Below are 25,987 nucleotides of genomic sequence, written 5' to 3' on the forward strand. Positions count from 1 at the left end.
GAGAACACACTATGCGACGTCCTAATCGATTTCAAAAACGTGTCTATTTGTTTTCGAAACATAAATTACTAATGATTATATCAGGGTTTGTTGCTGCGTTTTTTGCGATGTTTATTTTAGTCGGTATTTTAACGAGTATAGACCCGAATTATCGTGTTGCCTCTAATACGGTTAAGAAATGGACAAATAATGTAACTGAAGTCCATTTCTTATCTTTGATGATGATGGAAAATAGAATGTTTAAAGAAGCACTTCCGGAAGATCAACCACCAATTGATTTGTGGAAAGTGATCTTTGAATTAGGGACAAATGTCAGAATGCATGATGTTAGAAGTTTATTAGGAAGAGAACTTCCAGGATTCGAAATGTATGATCGTCAGATATTAATTGCAGGTGAGGGGACAGACTATACAAATCTAACTGTAGAGTCGACGCCACCACTAGACATCGTATTAGAAGAGAGAGAAGCGACCCCACCTGAAGAGAAAGATGAGGAAAAGTCTGTAGAGAAACAAGAAAAAACAACTGGTGACAGGAATGTTGTATTTATATATAACACACATAATCGTGAATCCTTTTTACCTTATTTACCTGGAACAAATGATCCGAATGATGCCTTTCATCCAGAAGTGAATATTACGAATGTCAGTGAACAGCTCGCAAAAGATTTAAATCGTTATGGTATTGGTGCGGAAGTGGACAATACAGATATAGGTTCCATTTTAAATAAAAGAGGCTGGGATTACTCTTCAGATTCTTATAAAGCCTCTAAAGAAGTAGTTGAAGCAGCATTAACAAACAATAAAGATGTGAATTTCGTGTTTGATCTACACCGTGACAGTATTCGTAAAGATTTAACGACAATAGATATTGACGGAAAATCATATGCCAAAATTATGTTTGTGATTGGCGGAGATAATCCGAATTATGAAAAAAATTACGCGTTAGCAGAGAAATTACATGCTTTATTTGATGAAAAATATTTAGGGTTAAGTCGTGGAGTAGAAATGTATGGCGGTGCAGGAAGAAACGGTGTCTACAATCAAGATATCTCAGAAAATGCCTTAACTATTGAAATTGGTGGGGTTGATAACACAATGGAAGAGTTGTATAACACCACAGAAGCTTTTGCAGAGGTATTCAGTGAATATTACTGGAATGCAGAAAGAGTCTCAGGATCTAATAAGGAGGATAAATAAGGTGAAGTACTTCTTTTATCTATTGTTGTTAACGTTGGTTTTTTCGCTAGGAATGTATATCGGAATAGATCGATCTGAAGGGCGTGTAGCAGTCGGTCAGGCTCAAGAAGAAGTGGTTAGTGAATCAGAGCAATTGGATGATGTTGAGGTAGTGAACCGAGATAAAATCATAGAGGAAATAGAAAGAGAAGTAAAGGTGAACGAGGAGATCAAACCTACTTTTTTACATTCAATTGCAGGTGAGGGCGAAAAAGTCGTCAAAGTTATTTTCGATCAGATTGTGGATGTTACGTATTCAGTAGTGGATGGTATTTTTTAAATACAGAGGAGGTCAAACAGTTGATTGGAGAAATACCTGACGCATATTTCTGTTGAACATCCACGTTTTCACTGCTATAATCAATGCTAGTATTGTGGTCGAATTTAGGAGTTGAATGACATTGACGAACATTAGAAATCAAAGCAAAGTACGTAATTTTTCAATAATTGCACATATTGATCACGGGAAATCAACGCTCGCTGACCGTATATTAGAAAAAACAAAAGCGCTGACGTCCCGTGAGATGAAAGAGCAATTTCTAGATGCAATGGACTTAGAGCGTGAACGTGGTATTACGATTAAATTAAATGCTGTTCAATTAAAATATGATCGAGGTGAGGGAGATGAATATCTTTTTCACTTAATTGATACACCTGGACACGTCGATTTTACATACGAAGTTTCACGAAGTCTTGCAGCGTGTGAGGGTGCAATTTTAGTGGTGGATGCGGCACAAGGTATTGAAGCACAAACACTTGCAAATGTTTATCTCGCTCTGGATAATGATCTTGAAATTATTCCGGTTATTAATAAAATTGACTTACCGAGTGCAGATCCGGAACGAGTCAAACAAGAAATAACGGATGTAATCGGTATTGATGGAGAAGAAGCGATTTTAGCAAGTGCGAAGTCCGGTATCGGTATTGATGAGATTTTAGATCAGATCGTCGAGAGAATCCCGGCGCCTGAAGGTGACCCTAATGAACCTCTAAAAGCACTTATTTTTGATTCACTGTATGACCCATATCGTGGTGTCATCGCATATGTTTGTGTTAAAGAGGGTTCGGTCAAAGTCGGCGACAAAATTAAAATGATGGCTACAGGAAAAGAATTTGAAGTTAATGAAGTCGGAGTTTTTAATCCGAAGCCAGTCGCACAAGAAGAATTAACAGTTGGTGATGTAGGATACATGACTGCATCGATTAAAAATGTAGGGGATAGTCGTGTTGGGGATACTATTACATTAGCAAATAATCCGGCACTAGAGCCTTTACCAGGGTATCGTAGATTAAATCCGATGGTGTTCTGTGGACTTTACCCCGTTGATGCAGATAAGTATAATGATTTGCGTGAAGCACTTGAACGTCTGGAGTTAAATGACTCCTCTTTACAATATGAAGCGGAAACCTCTCAAGCATTAGGATTTGGTTTTCGCTGTGGATTCCTTGGATTGTTGCACATGGAAATTATCCAAGAGCGAATTGAACGTGAGTTTGGTATTGACTTAATCACAACAGCGCCAAGTGTTATTTATAATGTAGTAAAGACAGATGGAGAAAGGGTCGATATCGATAACCCGTCATTTATGCCGGACAATCAATCAATCCAAGAAGTTCAAGAGCCTTACGTAAGGGCAACAATAATGGTACCTAATGACTTTGTTGGACCAGTAATGGAAATCTGTCAGAAAAAACGTGGAGATTTTCTAGATATGCAATATTTGGATGATAATCGTGTGAATGTTGTCTATGAAATTCCGTTATCCGAGATTGTCTATGACTTTTTTGATCAATTAAAGTCCCAGACGAAAGGCTATGCATCGTTTGATTATGAAATGATTGGTTATAAGACATCAGATCTTGTTAAAATGGATATTTTATTAAATGGTGATACAATTGATGCATTATCCTTTATTGTTCACCGTGATTTTGCTTTCGAACGAGGAAAGCAAATTGCAGACAAATTAAAGACGTTGATACCTAGACAGCAGTTCGAGGTGCCAATTCAGGCGGCAATTGGTAACAAGATTGTTGCTAGAACGAATATTAAAGCAATGCGCAAAAACGTATTAAGTAAATGTTATGGTGGGGACATCTCACGTAAACGTAAGCTATTAGAGAAACAAAAAGAAGGTAAAAAACGTATGAAAATGGTCGGTTCAGTCGAAGTTCCACAGGAAGCCTTTATGGCAGTCCTTAAAATGGATGATGACTAGAATAGGGGCTATATGTATGGACTGCGCCCATGCCAACACAGGTGGATGGTTGTTGCGGCGCTGGAGTTAGACAATGTTGGATATACTTTCTTAAAGAACTGTGATAAAACCCTTGTCAGACGGCAGGGGTTTTTATCGATGTGGAAGGAGGAGAAGGAATGGTATCGTCTGTCTATATTCACATTCCTTTTTGTGAAAAGATTTGCCATTATTGTGATTTCACTAAATTCTTTTATGAAGAGAAAATGGCAGATGATTATTTAGTTGCATTAGAGAATGAGATGAAAACTAATTTACAAGAACCGAAAAAGAAAATGAAAACTATATTTGTGGGCGGCGGGACGCCAACCGCACTGAATAACCGCCAACTGACGAAATTGGTGAAAATGATTGATCATTTTTTTGATGTGAATAGTGTAGAAGAATATACATTTGAAGCAAATCCCGGTGATTTAACAGAAGACAAAATACGCATTTTAAAAGAGCATGGCGTAAACAGGATTTCGATGGGGGTCCAAGTGTTTGATGATAAGATGTTAGAACAATTGGGCAGACTGCACCGTGTAAACGATGTATATCAGAATGTCAATGATTTAGTGAAGATTGGAATCGACAATATTAGTATCGATTTAATGTACAGCTTGCCAAATCAGACAATTGAGCATTTTGAGAAAACATTGGATGAGGCATTACAGTTTGATTTACCTCATTATTCTGCTTATTCATTACAAATTGAACCGAAAACCATCTTTTATCAACGCTATAAGAAAGGGACATTAAGCAAGCCGCCGGAAGAAATAGAGGCGGATATGTATGAATTACTTCGAAGGGAAATGAAAAACAAAGGCATTCAGCAGTATGAAATTAGTAATTTTGCCAAACCTGGATTTGAAAGTAAGCATAACTTAACCTACTGGAACAATGATTATTATTATGGTTTTGGCGCCGGTTCACACGGGTATTTACCTGGAGAACGGATCATAAATATTCGTCCATTCCCGACTTATGTTGAAGCAGCGAATGACACAGGAAAGCCTGTCCTTCATGTTGAAAAAATCGGCAGAAAGGAACAAATCGAAGAAGAAATGTTTCTAGGATTAAGAAAAAGCGAAGGCATATCGATTCCTCGGTTTGAGGAAAAATATCAAGTGAACCTAGAGGCATTGTACGGGGAGGAATTAATGCAGCTAGAAAAAAGAGGGTGGATTGATCGTGATCCTCGATTTATTAAATTGACGGAAGCAGGAAAGCCGTTTGGGAATGAAGTTTTTCAATCCTTCTTATTGGACAAGGAACTATAATATATGAACTAAACAATTAACATGGTAATACTGGTAACGATCCCCGACCCTTAAATTAATATGTGTTTCTTGATTGACATTTTGTGTTGGATTTGATAATTTATTATTAGATTTAGCACTCAAGGTTTTAGAGTGCTAACAGAGGTGATCATCGATGCTTACAGAGAGACAGGTACAAGTTTTACAGGTTATTATTGATGAGTTCATCCAGACGGCACAACCGATTGGATCTAGGGCTATCGCTAAAAAAGAAGAGGTTTCATTTAGTCCTGCTACAATTCGCAATGAAATGGCCGACTTAGAGGAGTCCGGTTTTATTGAAAAAACTCATACTTCCTCAGGACGTGTACCTTCAGAAAAAGGATATCGTTTTTATGTCGATAACTTAATGTCACCATTTCGTTTATCAAATCAAGATATGAGCATTATTCAAAAGACATTTGAGCGTGAAATGATCGAATTTGAAAAAGTAGTTCAAAAATCTGCACGTGTTTTATCCGATTTGACGAACTATACATCCATTATCTTGGGACCAGAAGTATTTGAAACTACATTAAAACAAATTCAAATTATCAGTTTATCTGAACATGCTGCAGTTGCGATACTAGTAACCAGTACAGGACATGTAGAACACCGCTATTTCAATGTACCAACGACATTGCATACATCTGATTTAGAAAAATTGGTAAACATTTTAAATGATCGCTTGGTTGGTGTACCAATCGTCCACTTGCAGCAGAAACTGTATGGCGAAGTTGCACAAATGCTGCAACGCTATAGTTCAGATTTTGAAACAACTTATGCGTACTTAAAAGAAGCTTTATTAGAGAAACAACCTGTAAAGCTCTATATGGATGGAAAAACAAATATCATGTTACAACCAGAGTTTCATGACATACACAAGATTCAATCTCTTTATTCCGTAATGGAAAAAGAAGATGAGATTGCGAAATTGCTCAGGACATCTGGTAAAGGTATAAAAGTGTCGATAGGGCAGGAAAATGAGTTGGATGCGATGCAGGATTGTACCCTAATTACTGCAACTTACTCTTTAGGCGACGAACAGCTAGGAACCATTGCATTACTTGGACCAACAAGAATGGAATATTCAAGAGTTGTGTCGATATTGAATGTGTTGTCAAACAGGTTAACTAATAAATTTAATTCATGGTACTAAGACGAGAAGGGTATGGTGCAATCCCGTACTCTTTTCTCGTGTGTGTATAATATTTGATTGTTTAGCAAAAATGTGTTTAGCTATACAATGGTTTTATTTAGGAGGTGACAGGAATGGAAGATAAAGACGTACAACAGCAAGAACAAGAAGATGTGAAAGAAGAAGTAGTAGAAGATGCTGAACAAGAGCTGGTCTCTGAAGGATCCACTAAGGAAGAGGAAGAAGTTGTAACAAAAGAAGAGTATGAAAAATTACAACAAGAAAAAAATGATTTGCAAGACAAACTTCTTCGTGTGCAAGCAGAGTACGATAACTTTAGAAAACGTACGAAGAAAGAAAAAGAAGCAGACCTAAAATACAAATCACAATCGGTAGTAACAGAACTATTACCGGTTTTAGATAATTTTGAGCGTGCACTTCAAGTAGAAATTGAAGATAAAGCCGCACAAGGTGTTGTCGAAGGTCTGGAAATGGTCTATCGACAACTGAAGACAGTATTGGAAAACGAAGGTGTAGTGGAGATTGAAACAGATGGTCAAACATTTGATCCAAACTTACACCAAGCAATTATGCAAGTAGAAGAAGAAGGTTATGAATCAAACCAAATTGTTGAGACGATGCAAAAAGGATACCAATTAAAAGATCGTGTAATCAGACCAGCAATGGTAAAAGTAAATCAGTAATTACATAAGTTGTAAGGAGGATGTTGAAAATGGGAAAAATTATTGGTATTGATTTAGGTACAACTAACTCATGTGTAGCAGTAATGGAAGGTGGCGAATCAAAGGTAATTCCAAATCCGGAAGGAAACCGTACTACCCCTTCTGTTGTATCCTTTAAAAATGGTGAGCGTCAAATTGGGGAAGTAGCAAAGCGTCAAGCTATTACTAACCCAAATACGATTCAATCTATCAAACGTCATATGGGTACAGATTATAAAGTGGAAATCGAAGGAAAAGAGTATACTCCACAAGAAATTTCTGCGATTATTTTGCAACATTTAAAATCTTATGCAGAAGATTACTTAGGAGATACAGTTGATAAAGCAGTTATCACTGTACCTGCTTATTTTAACGATGCAGAGCGTCAAGCGACAAAAGATGCTGGGAAAATTGCTGGCCTTGAAGTTGAACGTATCATTAACGAGCCTACTGCTGCAGCATTAGCATATGGTATCGATAAAGCAGAACAAGATCAGACTGTTCTTGTATATGACCTTGGTGGTGGTACATTTGACGTATCTATCCTAGATATCGGTGAAGGTACGTTTGAAGTAGTTTCCACTGCAGGTGACAATCGACTTGGTGGGGATGACTTTGACCAAGTATTAATCGACCATATGGTTGAAGAATTCAAGAAAGAAAATGGTATCGATCTTGCTCAAGATAAAATGGCACTTCAGCGTTTGAAAGATGCTGCAGAAAAAGCGAAAAAAGATCTTTCTGGTGTTGCTCAAACACAAGTATCTCTTCCATTTATTACAGCTGGAGATGCTGGTCCGTTACACTTAGAAATGAACGTTACTCGCGCGAAGTTTGATGAGCTGTCTGCAGGACTTGTGGAAAAAACAATGGGGCCAACTCGTCAAGCATTAAAAGATGCTGATCTTACTGCAAGTGAAATTGATAAAGTATTGCTTGTTGGTGGTTCAACACGTATTCCAGCAGTACAAGAAGCAATTAAAAAAGAAATTGGTAAAGACCCGTCTAAAGGTGTAAATCCTGATGAAGTTGTAGCACTTGGAGCGGCTATCCAAGGTGGGGTATTACAAGGCGACGTAAAAGACGTAGTATTACTAGACGTTACTCCATTATCACTAGGTATCGAAACAATGGGTGGTGTAACAACAAAACTTATTGAACGTAATACAACGATCCCAACAAGTGCACAACAAGTATTCTCAACTGCAGCGGATAATCAAACAGCAGTGGATATTCACGTACTGCAGGGTGAACGTGAAATGGCACAAGATAACAAAACACTTGGTCGTTTCCAATTAACTGATATTCCACCAGCACCACGTGGAGTACCACAAATCGAAGTATCATTCGATATCGACGCTAATGGTATTGTTAATGTTCGAGCGAAAGATTTAGGTACAAATAAAGAACAGTCTATTACGATTAAATCTTCTTCCGGTCTTTCTGATGAAGAGGTTGAAAAAATGGTACAGGAAGCAGAAGAAAATGCCGAAGAAGATAAAAAACGTCGTGAAGAAATAGAATTGCGTAATGAAGCAGATCAATTGGTTTTCCAAACGGATAAAACGTTAAAAGATCTTGGCGACAATGTTTCTGACGAAGAAAAACAAAAAGCAGAAGCGGCAAAAGACGAGTTGAAAAAGGCATTAGAGGACAATGATCAGGAACAAATTAAAGCGAAAAAAGAAGCTCTAGAACAAGAGGTTCAAGCTCTTTCCATGAAGCTTTATGAGCAAGCACAGCAACAAGCACAGGCTAACGGTGATGCAGCAGGAGCAGAAGAACAGCAAGCAGACGATGTAGTAGATGCAGACTACGAAGAAATGGATGACGAAGATAAAAAATAAGAAATAGATTTTAAATCTATGTTTGGAAAGTCAAAGTCAGTAATACATGGCTTTGACTTTTTCCATGAAATAGTCAACATTATTAATTTATGCAATTGTGTGCATTACTGACGCTGCTCCAAACTGCTTTGGCGTCAGGTGAGCACTACACATATTAATGTTTGCTTATCTTTATCAATCAATGTTATGATAATGTTTATGCAATAAACGAGCGGGAGCGTGATCAGTCAGTGAGTAAAAGAGATTATTATGAAGTACTTGGTTTATCCAAAGATGCTTCAAAAGAAGAGATAAAAAAAGCATACCGTAAACTTGCAAGAAAATATCACCCAGACGTTAACCAAGAGGAAGGAACGGACCAAAAATTTAAAGAAGTAAAAGAAGCTTACGAAGTATTAGGGAACGAACAAAAGAGAGCACAATACGACCAATTTGGTCATGCCGGCCCACAAAGTCAAGGTGGATTTGGCGGATTCGGTGGTGCAGAAGACTTTGGTGGATTCGGAGATATCTTTGATATGTTCTTTGGTGGTGGCAGAAGACGAGACCCTAATGCCCCACGTCAAGGAAATGACCTTCAATATTCGATGACATTAGATTTTGAAGATGCGATTTTTGGAAAAGAAACAGATATCCATATTCCGAAAGAGGAAGACTGTGAAACATGTAACGGATCAGGTGCAAAACCAGGTACTACTCCGGAAACATGTACTCATTGTAATGGTAGCGGTCAGTTAAATGTAGAACAGAATACACCTTTTGGCAGAGTAGTCAATAGACGTGTGTGTCACCATTGTCAAGGTAGCGGTAAAATGATTAAAGATAAATGTACTACTTGTGGTGGTCAAGGTAAGGTTAAAACTCGTAAGACAATTCATATCAGCATTCCAGCGGGTATTGATGATGGTCAGCAAATTCGTGTTGCAGGTCAAGGTGAACCTGGTGTGAACGGTGGTCCAGCCGGAGATTTATATGTTATTATTCAGGTAAAAGAACATGAATTCTATGAACGTGAAGGCGATCATATATTCTGTGAAATGCCTGTTACATTTGCTCAAGCAGCTCTTGGAGACGAAATTGAGGTACCAACTCTACATGGAAAAGTAAAACTTAAAGTTCCAGCTGGTACGCAAACAGGCAAAACATTCCGGTTAAAAGGGAAAGGTGCACCAAATGTCAGAGGATATGGTCAAGGGGATCAACATATCAAAATCCGTGTCATTACACCGACTAACTTGAGTGAACGTCAGAAAGAGTTGTTAAGAGAATTTAATGAAATTAGTGGTAACCAACCGACTGACGAGCATGAGAATTCTTTCTTTCAAAGAGTAAAGCGTGCGTTTAAAGGAGAATAAATAATCATTGTTTTTAAAATATTTAATAAAGTGAGTTGATCTGCGTGAAGTGGACAGAGCTGTGTATATATACGACAAATGAAGCGATTGAGCCTATTTCGAACATTATCCATGAAGCAGGTGCCAGCGGTGTCGTAATTGAAGATCGCCAGGATTTAGAAAAAGAACGTGAAAGTATTTATGGAGAAATCTATGACTTGAATCCTGAAGATTATCCAGAAGAGGGAGTACGTTTGAAAGCATATCTTCCTGTTAATAGTTTCTTAGGTGAAACGGTATCTGAGATTAAACAAGCGATTAATAACTTGCTCTTATATGATATTGATATTGGTTTAAATAAGATAACACTAAGCGAAGTTAATGAAGAGGAATGGGCAACAGCATGGAAAAAGTACTATAAACCTGCGAAAATCTCAGAGCGTGTAACCATAACACCAACATGGGAAGATTATCAGCCTGTCTCCACAGATGAACTCATCATAGAATTAGACCCAGGTATGGCGTTTGGTACAGGTACGCATCCAACTACTGTATTAAGCATTCAGGCACTTGAGAGGTTCGTTAAAAAAAGTGACACTGTACTAGATGTTGGATGTGGTTCCGGTGTTTTAAGTGTTGCTTCCGTATTATTAGGCGCAGAGAATGTTTATGCCTACGACTTAGATGAAGTAGCCGTTCAAAGCACTAAGTTAAACGTCAAAGTAAATAAAGTGGATAACAAAGTCAAAGTAAAGCAAAATAATTTACTAGAGAATATAAATGAAGAAGCTGATATCATAGTAGCGAATATCTTAGCTGAGATCATTTTACGTTTTGAGAGAGACGCTTTTGAACGATTAAAGCCAGGTGGAGTATTTATTACCTCTGGCATCATTCAAAAGAAAAAAATGGATGTAAAAGAAGGATTAGAAAAAGCGGGATTTGACATTTTAGAAATCAATCAGATGGAAGATTGGATTTCAATCATTGCCCAAAAGCCTGAAGAAAGTAGGTAATGGGATGCAACGTTATTTTATAGAACAAGATAATTGGCATGATGATAAAATAAAAATTGTAGCTGATGATTACCACCATATTGTTCATGTAATGCGTATGGAAGTAGGAGATACATTTATTGCTAATCGTCATGATGGACAATCAGCAATATGTCGTGTCAATATAATTCAAGATACAGTTGTGGAAGCTGTGGTTGAGGAGTGGCTTCAAGAAAAAGTGGAATCGCCGATTGACATTACGATTGTGCAAGGCTTGCCAAAGGGGGATAAATGGGAGTTAATCTTGCAAAAAGGGACAGAACTTGGGGCATCTCATTTTATCCCTTTTCAAGCTGATCGTTCTGTCGTAAAATGGGATCATAAAAAATTAAAGAAGAAACTACCCAGATGGCAAAAGATCGTTAAAGAAGCAAGTGAGCAGTCACATCGCACGAAAATCCCTACAGTTGACTCCGTTTTAACAACGGATGAATTAATCAACAATAGTGCGACATATAATTGGAAATTCTTTGCCTACGAAGAAGCCACACGTGAACACCAATCATTAAAATTACATAATTATTTTTCACAAATAAAAGTAGCTCAATCGGTAATGGTTTGTATTGGTCCAGAAGGTGGTTTTAGTGAGAAAGAAGCAACCGATTTAAAAAATGCAGGCTTTCAAGCGATTCGTCTCGGACCAAGAATTTTGCGAACGGAAACAGCTTCCTTATACGTGCTTGCTAACTTATCTTACTACTTTGAAGAAATGAGGTGATGAAATGCCTACCGTGGCTTTTCATACATTAGGCTGTAAAGTAAACCATTATGAAACAGAAGGCATATGGCAGAAATTCAAAAATGAAGGTTATGAGCGAGTGGATTTCGATCATCATGCTGACGTTTATGTTATAAATACTTGTACTGTAACCAATACAGGTGATAAAAAAAGCCGACAAGTAATTCGTCGAGCGATTCGTAGCAATCCTGAAGCAGTAGTTTGTGTCACAGGTTGCTATGCTCAAACATCTCCTGGTGAGATTATGGAGATACCAGGTGTTGATATTGTTGTAGGTACACAAGATCGTGGGAAGATGATTCAATACATTGAAGAACATCAAGAACATCGTCAACCGATCAATGGTGTATCTAATATTATGAAAAATCGTGTCTTTGAAGAGATGGATGTACCACAATTCTCAGATCGCACACGTGCATCGTTAAAAATTCAAGAAGGTTGTAATAACTTCTGTACATTCTGTATTATTCCATGGTCACGTGGATTACTTCGCTCTAGAGAACCAGAGAATGTATTGAAGCAAGCCTACCAACTAGTGGAAGCTGGTTATAAAGAAATAGTGTTAACTGGTATTCATACTGCTGGATATGGGGAAGACATGAAAGATTATAACTTTGCACAACTATTACGCGATCTTGAATCTAAAGTAGATGGATTAAAACGTATCCGTATTTCATCGATTGAAGCGAGTCAGATTACGGATGAAGTGATCGAAGTGTTGGATGCTTCCGAAAAAGTAGTTCCACATCTGCATATTCCGTTACAATCTGGTTCAGATACTGTATTAGAAAGAATGCGGAGGAAATATACCACAGACTTCTATAAAAAACGTGTAGCTAAAATTCAAAAAGCTTTACCACATTTAGCAATAACATCTGATGTAATTGTCGGTTTCCCTGGTGAAACAGAAGAAGAGTTCCAGGAAACAATGGATTTTGTTAAAGAAATTGGCTATTCTGAATTGCATGTTTTTCCTTTTTCAAGAAGAACTGGTACGCCAGCTGCACGGATGGATAATCAAGTAGACGATGAAATCAAGAATCGTCGTGTACAAGCATTAATTGACCAATCTAACGAACAGGCATTGGCCTATGCGAAAGCTTATGAAAATGAGGTTGTTGAGGTTATTCCAGAAGAAACATTTGATGCTGACCAACCAAATATGCTAGTAGGTTATTCCGATAACTACTTGAAAGTAAAATTTGAAGGAACAAAAGATATGATTGGTGAGATCGTTCGTGTAAAAATAACAAAATCAGGTTATCCATATAATGAAGGGCAATTTGTCCGAGTAATGGATGACGCCGCGTTATCTGTTTAAAATGTAAACCATAGCAGGTATTCTGTTATGGTTTTTCTGATTGAAATAACCATTTCTACGATGTTACTTTTAACTAATTAGAAGCGATGGAATCTTTATCATGGTGCTAATCGTCCGTAAGACCCCACTTTAGGGTTCAAATAAACTAAGTGAGGGGCTAATCGCTGGGACTAGCGGGCATTAGAATACATACTGATGGAAGTCTTACTTTATCTAGTTTTTCTATTTAAAACGGTTGACCTATATTAATTGGTATATTATAATTGCAAAGAGACATATGTATGTATACATATGTTGGATTAATTTTGTTGTATGCTTCGGAGGGAGGGAAATTAGCATGTCTAACACAACTCGCGTTCGTAAAAACGAGTCACTTGAAGATGCTCTTCGTCGCTTTAAACGTAGTGTATCAAAATCTGGTACATTATCTGAATATCGTAAGCGTGAATTTTATGAAAAACCTAGTGTTCGCCGTAAGAAAAAATCGGAGGCAGCTAGAAAGCGTAAATTTTAAAGAGGGTGTAATAAAATAATGGCAATCGTTGAACTTTTGAACCAGGATATGAAACAGGCGATGAAGGACAAAGATAAGGTAAAATTAGGTGTAATTCGAATGGTCAAAGCATCGATGCAAAATGAAGCCATTAAATTACAGAAAGATGCATTATCTGAAGAAGAAGAATTAACCGTTTTAGCTAGAGAGCTAAAGCAAAGAAAAGATTCCCTCCACGAATTTAAAGAAGCTGAACGCGAAGATCTTGTAAGCAAGTTAGAAGATGAAATCAAAATAATACAAGCTTATATGCCTGAACAACTGTCTGATGAAGAGTTGGAAGAAGTAGTTGTACAGACGATCGAAGAAGTTCAAGCTCAATCCAAAAAAGATATGGGAAAAGTAATGAGTGCGCTTATGCCTAAAGTAAAGGGTAAAGCAGAAGGCTCACGAGTGAATCAATTGGTTCAAAAGAATTTATCATAAACGAACATAATGAGTTCATTCATCAATAAGGCCCTTGGCTTATCGAATAAGCCAAGGGCCTTTTTAACATTTAATAATCTTCAGTATCTTACTATGCAAAGGACCTATTTGCTTTCACTTTAACAAAGAGAATTGATGCATGAAGTTGTGGAAAACCATTGGGCAAACTTGACCATAATGAAAAAGTAACGGTAAGCTTTGCTAATTACAACATGGTGATAATCAGACTATTGAACAATGGTTAGTACAACTATCGAGCAGTTTGTTATGCTAAAATAGAGTTCGAAATCACCAATAATTGACGGTCTTATAGTTAAATATTGAATGATGAATGTTTTTTCTTTCGGATATAAGTATGATAAACTGTATGCGTTGACAAAGATTTTAGTTCATAAATGAAACTTTTTATACATAATAAACGTATGAATTTAATATGTAAAATTACTAGTGAAGGGAGGTCGGGTTTTGAGAAAACACGTAACTTTGTTGTTGCTCTGGATTTCGGTCATTGCAGCAGTTTTTTCTTTCACCACTGGTTTTCAAACACAAGTTCTTGCTGAAGAGAATGGAAAAGGTAAACTTGTTTACGTTATACCAATAGAAAATGAAGTTGAGCGAGGTTTAGAAGCTTTTATTAGAAGGACTACTACCGAGGCAACAGAAGCTAATGCAGATCACATTATTTTCGAAATTAATACCCCAGGAGGACGTGTAGATGCTGCTCAAAACATTGGGGAAATTTTACAGGATCTAAAAATCGAAACGACTTCTTTTATTACAGTCAAAGCACTATCAGCAGGGTCTTATATTGCATTAAATACCGATAATATTTATATGAAGCCGCAAACTAGCATGGGAGCAAGCGGTGTCATAAATTCCGATGGTACAGCGGCAGATAAAAAAGCACAATCAGCCTGGGTTGCAAGTATGAGAGGAGCAGCCAGCTCTAAGGGAAGAGATCCGTTATATGCTGAAGCAATGGCTAATGCCGCACTTGATTTGCCTGATTATGGAGCACCTGAGGGAGAGTATCTCACTTTAGATGCTAATTATGCAGTAGAAGTTGAGTATGCTCGAGGGATCGTAAGTCATCGGACAGAGCTTTTAAACGAATTGTCGTTATCTGAGGCAGAAATTATAGAAAACGAACCTACTGCAGCAGAGAAAATAGCGCGATTTTTAACTAATCCGGTGGTAGTACCGATATTATTATCGTTAGCAAGTGTCGGTTTAATAGTGGAACTATATTCTCCTGGTTTTGGCATTCCTGGGTCAATTGGATTAGCTTCATTAATATTATATTTTTATGGTCATATCGTAGCCGGATTAGCCGGGTATGAAGCTATAGTACTACTGATAATAGGTATTGTTTTAATTATTATTGAGATATTTGCACCTGGTGGTATTCTTGGTTTCATTGGAATAGGTGCGATAGTTGGGGCGTTATTTATGTCCACGAACAATGCTGGACATATGGCTATGAGTATAGCTATCGCACTTATTTCAAGTATTATTGTGTCTGTTATCTTATTCAAAACAATTGGATTGGAAAAAGGAGTCTTTCGACATGTGATTTTACAAGACTCTACAACGACAGAGCAAGGATACGTTTCTACTGTAAACCGATTAGATTTAATTGGCAAGGAAGGCATTACTGCTACACCACTAAGACCTGCAGGAACTGCAGAGTTTGAAGAGGAAAGACTGGATGTGGTGTCAGAAGGGTCTTTTATTAACGTGAACACTCCGATTAAAATTATAAAAGTCGAGGGTTCGCGAATAGTAGTAAGAGAAATAAAATAATTTTTAGGAGGAATAGAACATGGACGAATTTCAAACATTGTTACCCATAATTGGAATTGGGTTAATAGTCATTGCTGTAGCTATTCTATTTACTTTTATACCGGTAATGCTATGGATTAGTGCACTTGCAGCAGGTGTAAAAGTTAGTATTTTTACTTTAGTTGGTATGCGATTGAGAAGGGTTGTTCCTTCACGTGTTATTAATCCATTAATTAAAGCACACAAAGCAGGGATAGATGTAACGACAAACCAATTAGAGAGCCACTTTTTAGCTGGTGGTAATGTTGACCGTGTTGTAAATGCGTTAATTGCAGCACAACGAGCAAATATTGAATTAAGCTTTGAACGCTGTGCGGCGATCGATTTAGCTGGTCGTGACGTGTTAGAAGCTGTACAAATGAGTGTGAATCCGAAAGTAATTGAAACACCATTTATTGCTGGTATTTCTATGGATGGTATAGAAGTAAAAGCAAAAGCAAGAATTACTGTTCGAGCAAACATCGATCGACTTGTCGGTGGTGCTGGTGAAGATACTGTAATTGCCCGTGTTGGTGAAGGTGTTGTAAGTACCATTGGTAGTTCAGAAGCACATACGAAAGTGCTAGAAAATCCAGATTCTATTTCTCATAACGTATTGAACCGTGGTTTAGATGCTGGAACAGCCTTTGAAATTTTATCCATTGATATTGCTGATGTTGATATCGGTAAAAACATTGGTGCGATCTTACAAACAGATCAAGCTGAAGCAGATAAAAACATTGCCCAAGCAAAAGCAGAAGAGCGTCGAGCAATGGCGGTTGCGCAGGAACAAGAAATGGTTGCCAAAGTTCAAGAAATGCGTGCCAAAGTGGTCGAAGCGGAAGCAGAAGTACCAAAAGCACTTGCAGAAGCATTGCGTTCCGGTAACATGGGTGTAATGGATTATATGAATTATAAGAATATTGATGCTGATACAGATATGCGTGATTCTATCGGTAAATTAACAGAGACTGACAATGAGGAAGACGATAATAAAAAGTAAGAATCCTCATAAGGGCTTTTCAGTTAAGTTCGTTTCATGGTACAGCATCTGTAATAGTAGATTTCTTTTTAAAGATATATTTCAGATTGCATAAATGTAGATAGTGAAATAACTACTGTATAAGTCCCTGAAAGGAAGATGTAAATGGATGAATTGTTAAGTTTCATTGTCCCTATAATAGCTATTGTGTTTTGGCTGTTTGGTCTGTCAAAATCAAAAGATGAACAGCAAAATCAGCAGAGGGAACAAAGACCGCAACGAACTACTCAGCAAACAACCAACCATAACCAACAACCAAAAACAGAAACTGTACCTGATTTTCGAACAATGGATACTAATGTAGGTTCAGGGGAAGAGACATTTGCTCAACAAAAAGAAGGGCAAATGGAAAAATTAAAAGAAAAAATCAATCGTGCAGAAAATATTCGTGATAAAACACGAAATGAACAGCTTGGCAAACACGACGCCATTAAAGATGGTCCGACGCCAAAGGCATATCGTAAAGAGAATGAAAATGAAATTTCCCTATCAATTGGAAAAAACTTAACGTCAAAAGGAATAGCGCAGGGAATTATTATGTCCGAAGTGTTGGGACCACCACGCGCATACCAAAAAAGAAAATATTATCGAAACTAGCGATAAATCAAAGCCGAATGGGAAAACCATTCGGCTGTTTTGCTGTGTGGAGAATTAATTTCTTCCATGCTTTCGATAAGGATTGACTAGCCATGTTGTTTATGATGAAAGTTATCGTGTGCAGGAAAATCGCTTCGGCTGGCCATATCCCTTTCCACGGGATTTTCGCCGAAGCTAACTTTTCCAAGCAAAGATCTTCTTTGCAAAGTTAGCTGAAGACGTGCCCCTCTGAAAACGGAGTGGGTAAGCTAGAGCAGATGTAAAACCCTGTTATTCCTTTCAAAATGACTACTTTGATTCTTCGTTATACATTTAATGCGTATCCCCCATATGTGTCAACAACTAATCTTTATCTGCCTTTCTCGGTTTTTCTTATTGGAAGAAAGTTTTTCTGATCTAAACTTCATTTCTTTGCCATTCACCCTACCTCCGAAGGTCAATTTTGCTGTATTTCTGTTCTTTAATCTTCTAGCGCCTAACTTTACGTATAACTGTTCTTAATTTCGTATATTTTCATAGAATGAAGTTGAGGGGAGGCATATGCACAGTGAAAAAGATAAAAGAAAAATTTATGACTGCCTTTACACGTACATTTGATTTGCCTTCTGAAGTAACGCTCGAATTACCTCGGATTACAACGATCGGATCTATTCATGCGTACATAGAAAATCATCAAGGTCTAGTCATCTTTTCTTCAACTGAATTACTTTTAAAGGTTCACCAAGGACATGTTCGAATAAAAGGGGAAGATTTTGTACTGAAAACAATGATAGATAAAGACATTTTATTAGAAGGAGATATAAAAGATGTTTCCTTTGAGAAATCGTAAAGTCTGAATTCGGAGGGAAAGGCTTATGTTTTTCAACCGCAAAAATTGGTTATCAGGATACATTACTATAGAAATAAAAGGGCAATATCCAGAACATTTTTTCGATCTATGTGCAAAATATCATATTCCATCATGGGATATTAAAAAAAAGAATGAAACAATAGCAATAGGGAAAATAAAATTGTCTGATTTGCCTAAACTAAGGGTGGTAAAAAGAAAAACCATATATAAAGTATATTTTAAAGGACGAAATGGACTGCCTTTTTTCCTTCGTCACTTGATCTACCAAAAACCACTACTGATTGGTTTCTTTATTGCCATAGCAGTTATTTTCTTCTTGTCAAATATCGTTTGGCGAATTGATGTATCTGGGTTAGATGAAGAAATCGAAACAAAAGTCATGCAACAATTGGAAGAGTATGGTATAGAAGAGGGCAGCTTTCAGTGGAATATAGATTCACCAGCTACTATCCAAAAACAGTTATTAACTGATATTCCAGAATTATTATGGATTGGTGTTAAAAAGAATGGATCTGCTTTTCATCTGGAAGGTGTAGAAAAAACAATAGTAGAAAAGGAAGAAGAGGAAGAAGCAGGACATCTTGTAGCCAAAAAGGAAGGCGTTATTGAAGATTTATTCGTTTCAAAAGGACAACCTCTTGTCAGCACGAATGATGTCGTCTATCAAGGAGATATTCTAGTATCAGCTTATCTTAATGAATCAGAAGAAGATGATGATGAAAAAGGAAGACCTGTGGCGGCTGAAGGGGAGGTAATTGCAAAGGTTTGGTATAAAAGTGAAGTTACCGTGCCATTGGACAACCAGTACCTTGTACTTAATGGAAATATGGAAAAGAAACGTTATTTACACGCTTCCAAATTTTTAATTCCGATTTGGAACTTTAAAAATCCTGAATACGATCATTATCAAGTAGATGTTGAGGAAAAAAATTTTTATTTTTTGAAATGGAAACTTCCGATCAGTTATGTAAACCAAACAATCTATGAAGCAGAGTTAAAAAAGGAGAAAATAACAGAAGAACAAGCAAAAAATATTGCAATAGAACAAGGGAAAAGACAATTAATGAGAGAAATTCCACATGATGCAGAAATTACGGGAGAAAAAGTTTTGCACGAAAGTGTAGAGAATGGTAAAGTAAAATTAACCTTATATTATACTGTACTAGAAGATATTGCAAAGAAACAACCAATTACTCAAGGAGATTGATTATGACAGAAGATCTAAAGATGATTGATTTACAATTAGAAAATCCTAATGAAGCATTAACACTTTTCGGTACAGAAGATCGGCACTTAAAGCAATTAGAAGAACAATTGCCAGTATCGATTACTTCTCGTGGTGAGCAAATAAGTGTTTCTGGAAATAATACAGATGTAAAAGTGATTCAAGAAGTATTAAATGGACTGTTGGCTATCATTAGAAAAGGTATAACGATCACAGAGCGGGATGTAATTTATGCTGTAGACCTTGCCAAAAAAGGTAAAATTAATCAATTAGAGACGTTATTCGAGGACGAGATCACAAAGAATGCAAACGGTAAATCAATTCGTGTAAAAACACTAGGACAACGCCACTATTTGCAGACAATGAAACAGAATGATCTCGTATTTGGGATTGGGCCAGCTGGTACTGGTAAAACGTACTTAGCTGTAGTAATGGCTGTCCACGCTCTTAAAAATGGAAAAGTAAAACGAATTATTCTTACGAGACCAGCAGTAGAGGCTGGAGAAAGTTTAGGTTTTTTACCTGGAGATTTAAAAGAGAAAGTAGATCCATACTTACGCCCATTATATGACGCCTTACATGATGTACTAGGTACAGAACATACGATGCGTTTAATTGAGAGAGGTACAATCGAGATTGCTCCTCTTGCCTATATGCGTGGTAGAACTTTAGACGACGCTTTTGTGATTTTAGATGAAGCTCAAAACACAACAAATGCACAAATGAAAATGTTTTTAACCCGTTTAGGTTTTGGATCGAAAATGGTTATTACCGGTGATGTTACGCAAATTGATTTACCAAATGGTGTTCAGTCAGGTTTAACTGAGGCGAAAGATAAGTTATCTAATTTGAAAGGTATCGGTATCGTCTATTTATCGCAATCTGATGTTGTACGACATCCTATTGTCCAAAAAATTATTGAAGCATATGAAAACTAAATAAACCGCTTTGAATAATCCCACTGGAGTTGTCTCAAAAAGTGATGTATGTTTTACCCGAAGAAGGGGGTATGCGAAAACTTTTCGAGCAACTCCTTTGTAGAGCTAAATTTTAGAGGTAAGCCCAAAGGATGGGGGAATCAAAATGAAAAAGTTTTGGTTGATTAAGCAAAAATTTGTTTCTTTTTTTCAATATAATAATCTGATTCAATTAGTCACAGCCTGTTTCTTTATTATTAGTATCTTTTTTGTTGTAAGTTTCCAAAATGTTTATACGGAAACCTATGATATTGAAAAATTCTCTACCGCTAAAGAAACGATTCGTTCCCCTATTACGATTGAGAATTCAAAAGAAACGGAGCGCAGAATTCGAGAAGTTGTTCAAGCAGTAGAAGATCATTTTGAAATTTCAGAAGAAGTAACGGAAGAACAAATTACATATATAAATGAGGTCTTTGAAGCTGTTGACAAAATTGAAACAGGGAATATTGAATTAGAAGAAGAAAAACCCCTCACCTCTGTATCTGATAAAGTAGCTTATCTAGAAAATTTAGTTCACGATGAATTATTGTTCGAAGTGGGTACGGAGACATTTAGAGCATTATTTCAAGCCACTAATGAAGAGAGAGTGTTAGCGAAAGAATTGATTACAACTGCGCTTTATGATGCGTATTATCATGGTATTAAAGTAGAAGAAGTTGATCAAGCCATACGGACAGCAAAGCAAAAGCTAACCTATTCTACACTGGATAATTCCTTTGTTCAGGCTTTGCATCCTCTTTTAGTATTTAGTATACAACCTAATTCGTTTTTCTCTGCTGATCAAACGAATGAAGCACAGCAACAAGCAAGAAATAGTGTGGAACCTGTAATGATACGTGCAGGTGAAGTCATTGTTGAAGAAGGTCAATTGATAACTAATGAAATATACGAAGAACTAGAGCTTACCGGACTGTTAAACGAAGAACGAAATATTTATCCAACGGTAGGTTTATTGATGTTAGTTACTTTAATTGGTTTATTTCTATTTTTTGAATTACGTCATCATATGAAATATTCGGATTTTCATTTTCGTAAATTAATGGCTGTCAGTGTGTTAAGTATTTTTATTGTGTTAATGATGAAAGTAGTTAGCCTTTATACGACATCAGTTAATCCTTTATATTTAGTTACTCCAGTAGCTACTGTATCTATGTTATTAAAAATTTTAGTTAATGAAAGAATGGCAATTGTGATGTCGTTATTTTATTCGGTCATTGGCAGCGTCATTTTTAATGCGAATATACCAGGACTGTTAAATATGGAAGCAGGAATATTTATCATGTTCTCCCAGTTAGCTAGTATTTTCTTCTTATCAGTAATCAAAGACAGAGGATCCATCATAAAGAGTGGTTTAGCTACATCTATCATTAACATGGTTACAATCTGTTTATTTTTATTCTTATCATTTGAGAAATATTCATGGTTAGATTATTTATCTTTAAGCGGATATGGATTTCTATCTGCTATTATTTCTACTGTGCTCACGATTGGCATGTTACCTTTTTTTGAATCGGGATTGCGTATTTTATCCGATACTAAGCTTTTAGCTTTATCAAGTCCCAATCAACCACTATTACGAAAATTGCTAATTGAAGCTCCAGGTACCTATCATCATAGTATCATGGTAGCTAATTTAAGTGAGGCTTCCTGTGAAGCGATTGGTGCAAATGGATTACTAGCTCGTGTGGCAGCCTATTATCATGATCTCGGAAAAACAGTTAGACCTCACTATTTTATTGAAAACCAGATGGGAATGAAAAATCCACATGATTATCTGGACCCACATCAAAGTGCAGAAATCATATTGCAACATCCTGCAGACAGTGCGAAGTTATTAAAAAAAGAAAAGATTCCTAATGAGATTATTGAAATTGCAATGCAACATCATGGTACGACTTTACTTAAATATTTTTATTTCAAAGCGAAAGATCGTAGTGATAAAGTAAATGAAGAAGCTTTTCGGTATGAGGGACCAAAGCCAAAGTCGAAAGAAGCTGCTGTTGTATCGATTTGTGATTCTATTGAAGCGGCTGCACGCTCATTGGCGAACCCTACTCAAGAAGAAATTGAAAAAGTGGTATCTTCTATTTTTGAAGATCGCTTATTAGATGGGCAATTAAACGACAGTACGTTAACGTTTAAGGAATTAGAACAAATGAAATTAGTTATTTGTGAGACATTAAAAGGTATCTACCACTCTCGAATCCAGTATCCAAAGGAATCCAACATGAAAGAGGCGAAATAAGCATGAAAATAGATTTTTATGATGAAACTAAAAAAGTATCTCAGGAGCATTATGATTTAATAAATGAGCTACTTTCTTACGCTGCAAAACAGGAAAATACTACAGCAAATTCAGAATTGTCAATATCATTTGTAGATAATGAGGAAATTCAATTGTTAAATAAACAATATCGAGGACTAGATCGACCTACAGATGTCTTATCATTTGCTCTTGAAGAAGAAGCAGATGATGAGATTAAAATAACAGGTACTGATATTCCTGTAGCGTTAGGAGATATTGTTATTTCTGTGGATAAAGCAAATGAACAGGCTTCTGAATACAATCATTCTTTTTCAAGAGAATTAGGTTTTTTAGCGCTACACGGTTATTTACATTTGCTAGGTTATGACCATATGAATGAAGAGGATGAGAAGATAATGTTTTCAAGACAAGAGGAGATATTAAATGGGTTCGGATTATCGCGGGAAAAATAAGTTACATTTCGGTTTGCGATATGCTTTAAACGGTCTTAAAGTTGCCATTGGAACGGAACGGAATGTTGCCATTCATATTATTGCGGCGATAATTGTATTCATTGCAGGTATTTTTTATTCGATATCAACGATTGAATGGGCGATTTTATCATTAACAGTTGGAGCTGTTATCAGTATGGAAATGATGAATACTGCTTTAGAAAGAGCTTTAGACTATTTGGAACCTAAACATCGGTCTCAGGTAGGAATTGCAAAAGACATGTCTGCTGGTGCAGTCTTAGTCACTGCTATTGTAGCAATCATCATCGCTATTCTCATTTTTGTGCCAAAGATTTTATCATAAAAACAATAAGAGCACATATTTTTAAACTTTACCACTAGTTTTGTCGAAAGTATGAAATCTCAGAGTAGATATAGTATTATTATGGTATAGATAAGCAACAGGAATTAAAGCGGAGGAAAAGTTATGCATAACAATTTCAAATCAGGATTTGTAGCCATTATTGGTAGACCAAATGTAGGAAAATCGACCTTTATGAATCATGTTATTGGTCAAAAAATTGCTATTATGAGTGACAAAGCACAAACAACTAGAAATAAGATTCAAGGTGTATACACGGATGATCTTAAACAAATTGTATTTATTGATACGCCGGGAATTCATAAACCTAAGCATAAACTAGGAGATTTCATGGTGAAAATAGCTGAAAACACGTTAAATGAAGTAGATGCTATTATGTTTATGATTAATGCTGATGAAGGTTATGGTATGGGTGATCAATATATTATGGATCGATTAGAATCAATTAAAAAACCGGTTTTTTTAGTTATTAATAAAATTGATCTTGTTCATCCAGATCAGCTGTTGCCACTTATAGACCAATATAAGGACAAGTATCCGTTTAAAGAGATTATTCCCATCTCGGCACTGGAAGGAAATAATGTTAATCACCTAATGGATGTTTTCACAGACCATCTCCCAGAGGGGCCCCAATATTATCCAGAGGATCAAATTACTGACCATCCGGAACGATTTATTATTGGTGAATTAATACGAGAAAAGGTCTTACAATTAACGAGAGAAGAAGTACCGCATTCAGTTGCCGTAGTAATTGACGACATTAACAATCGCGGTGAAGGTGAAAAAGTTTTAGTACAGGCAACCATTGTGGTTGAAAGGAAATCACAAAAAGGCATTATTATTGGTAAACAAGGTCAAATGTTAAAAGAAATCGGAAAACGAGCTAGACAGGACATTGAACGATTATTAGGATCGAAAGTGTATTTGGAATTGTGGGTGAAAGTACAAGAAAATTGGCGGAATAAACCACATCAATTACAAGAATTCGGTTTTAAACAGGATGAATATTAGAAGGTATATATATTATATAATCCCTCAGCTGAAAATATGATTGAGTTGTTGTTTGTAGTTTGATACATGGTAAATATTTTTACTAATTGAATGAACATTTCAGGAAAATCTAATATTGAACACAATGAAAGATTACCATAAGGAAAGGTGAGGTTTATTGTGATCGATGTACCATGGAAAATATTTAGTCAAACAGGCAATATTGAAGCGTACTTATGGATGAAACAAGTTGAGTCAGATGATTATGAGGAACAAGAAGAAGAATTGGACAATACGTTTTTTGAGGATACACATTTTTAGAACTGAAAGGGAAAGGTGAAGCTTGTGTTTGAAAAAGTAGAAGGCTTCATTTTGAAAACACAGGATTATGGGGAAACACATAAAATTGTGACTATACTAACTCCTACATTAGGAAAAGTTGGTGCTATAGCAAGAGGTTCAAAAAAAACAAAAAGTAGAATGGCTGCTATTACGCAGCCATTTATTCATGGGTCATATTTAATACAACCTGGATCGGGTCTTGCAACCATACAGCAAGGTGAAGTGATTACTTCTTTTCGTAAAATAAGGGAAGATATATTTAAAACGGCCTATACTAGCTATTTAGCAGAATTAACGGATAAACTAATCGATTCCAAAAAATATAACCCTTTTATCTATAAACAATTATTAGATACGGTTGAACGGATAAATGATGATAAAGATGCTGAGATATTAACGATGATTTATGAATGGAAAATGTATAAAGAAGCTGGTTTTGCTCCAGTAGTGACAAAATGTGTTTCATGCGGAAATCCAAATAATCTAAAAGCATTTTCTATCTCGAATGGCGGTTTATTATGTAGGAATTGCTTACAATTAGATCAGCACGCCATCTCTATTCCCGAAAAAGTTGCGAAACTAATGGCATTATTTGCTTGGCTAGAAGTAGAGCGAATTGGAAATATATCAGTGAAACCTGAGAATAAATTGATTATTCAAAAAATCATGGATCAATATTATGAAGAACATGGCGGCTATTATTTGAAATCAAAAAGATTTTTGAAACAAATGAATCAGTTAAACGATAAATTATAATTGACAATTGACAGAATGTTGCGTATGATGTAAAAATGAAATGAATAGCGGTTAGCAAAGAAAGAGAGTAGTACTGATTAGATTGTCTTTAGAGCGAATTCAGGATGGTGGAAGCTGAATAAGGTCAAAATCAGGAAGGCACTCTGGAGCAACGTTTATGAAAGTGGTCATCTTTTCATAGGTGACAAATAGGGTGGAACCGCGGGTAAACCCGTCCCTATGCTTTATCGATCCGATAAGGCATAGGGACGGGTTTTTCGATTTATTACTTAGCAGTAGTACTGGATTTGCTTTCTTCCGTTCTGCATTTGAATGAGTGCGTTGCTACGCTACGGCAAGATACTTCGCTTTATGTGGCGTTCTGATATTTGAAAGAATGAACCCTTGAAATTAATTC

Annotated in this window: 25 protein-coding genes and 1 other annotated feature; all 25 genes read left to right on the forward strand. The window is 36.5% G+C overall.

The window, feature by feature from the left end:
- The first annotated feature begins 11 nt into the window (after positions 1-11).
- Positions 12-1,199, forward strand: a complete 1,188-nt coding sequence (spoIIP, locus tag ACTWP4_RS21130) for a stage II sporulation protein P (RefSeq protein ID WP_443130765.1) — start codon at positions 12-14, stop codon at positions 1,197-1,199.
- 1 nt (position 1,200) lies between these two features.
- The gene (locus ACTWP4_RS21135; RefSeq protein ID WP_443130766.1) at positions 1,201-1,518 is read left to right on the forward strand and encodes a hypothetical protein; all 318 of its coding nucleotides are present in this window, start codon (positions 1,201-1,203) and stop codon (positions 1,516-1,518) included.
- A 115-nt stretch (positions 1,519-1,633) separates the two neighbouring features.
- Positions 1,634-3,454, forward strand: a complete 1,821-nt coding sequence (gene lepA / locus ACTWP4_RS21140) for a translation elongation factor 4 (protein WP_443130767.1) — start codon at positions 1,634-1,636, stop codon at positions 3,452-3,454.
- A 158-nt stretch (positions 3,455-3,612) separates the two neighbouring features.
- Positions 3,613-4,755 (forward strand): radical SAM family heme chaperone HemW, encoded by a 1,143-nt coding sequence (gene hemW, locus ACTWP4_RS21145; protein ID WP_443130768.1) that lies wholly within the window; start codon positions 3,613-3,615, stop codon positions 4,753-4,755.
- A gap of 154 nt (positions 4,756-4,909) precedes the next feature.
- Positions 4,910-5,932, forward strand: a complete 1,023-nt coding sequence (gene hrcA, locus ACTWP4_RS21150; protein WP_443130769.1) for a heat-inducible transcriptional repressor HrcA — start codon at positions 4,910-4,912, stop codon at positions 5,930-5,932.
- Between the two features lie 113 nt (positions 5,933-6,045).
- A complete protein-coding gene (gene grpE, locus ACTWP4_RS21155) occupies positions 6,046-6,615 on the forward strand; it encodes a nucleotide exchange factor GrpE (protein ID WP_443130770.1) in 570 nt (189 codons plus the stop codon).
- A gap of 29 nt (positions 6,616-6,644) precedes the next feature.
- Positions 6,645-8,480, forward strand: coding sequence for a molecular chaperone DnaK (gene dnaK, locus ACTWP4_RS21160; RefSeq protein WP_443130771.1), 1,836 nt, complete (start codon positions 6,645-6,647; stop codon positions 8,478-8,480).
- 230 nt (positions 8,481-8,710) lie between these two features.
- Positions 8,711-9,835: a molecular chaperone DnaJ gene (dnaJ, locus tag ACTWP4_RS21165; protein ID WP_443130772.1), complete on the forward strand. Its 1,125-nt coding sequence runs from the start codon at positions 8,711-8,713 to the stop codon at positions 9,833-9,835.
- 44 nt (positions 9,836-9,879) lie between these two features.
- Positions 9,880-10,830, forward strand: a complete 951-nt coding sequence (gene prmA, locus ACTWP4_RS21170) for a 50S ribosomal protein L11 methyltransferase (protein ID WP_443130773.1) — start codon at positions 9,880-9,882, stop codon at positions 10,828-10,830.
- 4 nt (positions 10,831-10,834) lie between these two features.
- A complete protein-coding gene (locus tag ACTWP4_RS21175) occupies positions 10,835-11,587 on the forward strand; it encodes a 16S rRNA (uracil(1498)-N(3))-methyltransferase (protein ID WP_443130774.1) in 753 nt (250 codons plus the stop codon).
- A 4-nt stretch (positions 11,588-11,591) separates the two neighbouring features.
- Positions 11,592-12,929 carry a tRNA (N(6)-L-threonylcarbamoyladenosine(37)-C(2))-methylthiotransferase MtaB gene (gene mtaB, locus ACTWP4_RS21180; RefSeq protein WP_443130775.1) on the forward strand — a complete coding sequence of 446 codons (1,338 nt, stop codon included), beginning with the start codon at positions 11,592-11,594 and terminating at the stop codon, positions 12,927-12,929.
- 337 nt (positions 12,930-13,266) lie between these two features.
- Entirely contained in the window at positions 13,267-13,443 is a 177-nt protein-coding gene (rpsU, locus tag ACTWP4_RS21185) for a 30S ribosomal protein S21 (RefSeq protein WP_018931586.1), read from the forward strand.
- An 18-nt stretch (positions 13,444-13,461) separates the two neighbouring features.
- A complete protein-coding gene (locus tag ACTWP4_RS21190) occupies positions 13,462-13,908 on the forward strand; it encodes a GatB/YqeY domain-containing protein (RefSeq protein ID WP_443130776.1) in 447 nt (148 codons plus the stop codon).
- A 465-nt stretch (positions 13,909-14,373) separates the two neighbouring features.
- The gene (locus ACTWP4_RS21195) at positions 14,374-15,711 is read left to right on the forward strand and encodes an NfeD family protein (protein ID WP_443130777.1); all 1,338 of its coding nucleotides are present in this window, start codon (positions 14,374-14,376) and stop codon (positions 15,709-15,711) included.
- A gap of 19 nt (positions 15,712-15,730) precedes the next feature.
- A complete protein-coding gene (gene floA / locus ACTWP4_RS21200) occupies positions 15,731-16,732 on the forward strand; it encodes a flotillin-like protein FloA (RefSeq protein ID WP_443130778.1) in 1,002 nt (333 codons plus the stop codon).
- Between the two features lie 144 nt (positions 16,733-16,876).
- Positions 16,877-17,368, forward strand: a complete 492-nt coding sequence (locus ACTWP4_RS21205; RefSeq protein ID WP_443130779.1) for a hypothetical protein — start codon at positions 16,877-16,879, stop codon at positions 17,366-17,368.
- Between the two features lie 547 nt (positions 17,369-17,915).
- Positions 17,916-18,197 carry a sporulation protein YqfC gene (gene yqfC, locus ACTWP4_RS21210; RefSeq protein ID WP_443130780.1) on the forward strand — a complete coding sequence of 94 codons (282 nt, stop codon included), beginning with the start codon at positions 17,916-17,918 and terminating at the stop codon, positions 18,195-18,197.
- 25 nt (positions 18,198-18,222) lie between these two features.
- Positions 18,223-19,425 carry a sporulation protein YqfD gene (gene yqfD, locus ACTWP4_RS21215; protein WP_443130781.1) on the forward strand — a complete coding sequence of 401 codons (1,203 nt, stop codon included), beginning with the start codon at positions 18,223-18,225 and terminating at the stop codon, positions 19,423-19,425.
- 2 nt (positions 19,426-19,427) lie between these two features.
- Positions 19,428-20,381: a PhoH family protein gene (locus ACTWP4_RS21220; RefSeq protein ID WP_443130782.1), complete on the forward strand. Its 954-nt coding sequence runs from the start codon at positions 19,428-19,430 to the stop codon at positions 20,379-20,381.
- A gap of 145 nt (positions 20,382-20,526) precedes the next feature.
- A complete protein-coding gene (locus ACTWP4_RS21225; RefSeq protein WP_443130783.1) occupies positions 20,527-22,668 on the forward strand; it encodes an HD family phosphohydrolase in 2,142 nt (713 codons plus the stop codon).
- Between the two features lie 2 nt (positions 22,669-22,670).
- Entirely contained in the window at positions 22,671-23,141 is a 471-nt protein-coding gene (ybeY, locus tag ACTWP4_RS21230) for an rRNA maturation RNase YbeY (protein WP_443130784.1), read from the forward strand.
- Entirely contained in the window at positions 23,113-23,484 is a 372-nt protein-coding gene (locus ACTWP4_RS21235) for a diacylglycerol kinase (RefSeq protein WP_443130785.1), read from the forward strand. The genes ybeY and ACTWP4_RS21235 overlap by 29 nt, the downstream gene beginning before the upstream one ends.
- Before the next feature lie 123 nt (positions 23,485-23,607).
- Positions 23,608-24,513: a GTPase Era gene (era, locus tag ACTWP4_RS21240; protein ID WP_443130786.1), complete on the forward strand. Its 906-nt coding sequence runs from the start codon at positions 23,608-23,610 to the stop codon at positions 24,511-24,513.
- Between the two features lie 159 nt (positions 24,514-24,672).
- Complete coding sequence (locus tag ACTWP4_RS21245; RefSeq protein ID WP_443130787.1) at positions 24,673-24,813, forward strand: YqzL family protein; 141 nt, start codon at positions 24,673-24,675, stop codon at positions 24,811-24,813.
- 24 nt (positions 24,814-24,837) lie between these two features.
- Positions 24,838-25,590, forward strand: coding sequence for a DNA repair protein RecO (recO, locus tag ACTWP4_RS21250; RefSeq protein WP_443130788.1), 753 nt, complete (start codon positions 24,838-24,840; stop codon positions 25,588-25,590).
- 48 nt (positions 25,591-25,638) lie between these two features.
- Positions 25,639-25,812, forward strand: a binding site (T-box leader).
- Positions 25,813-25,987: the final 175 nt, after the last annotated feature.

This window comes from Gracilibacillus sp. D59 (genome assembly GCF_052246695.1).
In the GTDB taxonomy this organism is placed as follows: Bacteria; Bacillota; Bacilli; order Bacillales; family Amphibacillaceae; genus Gracilibacillus.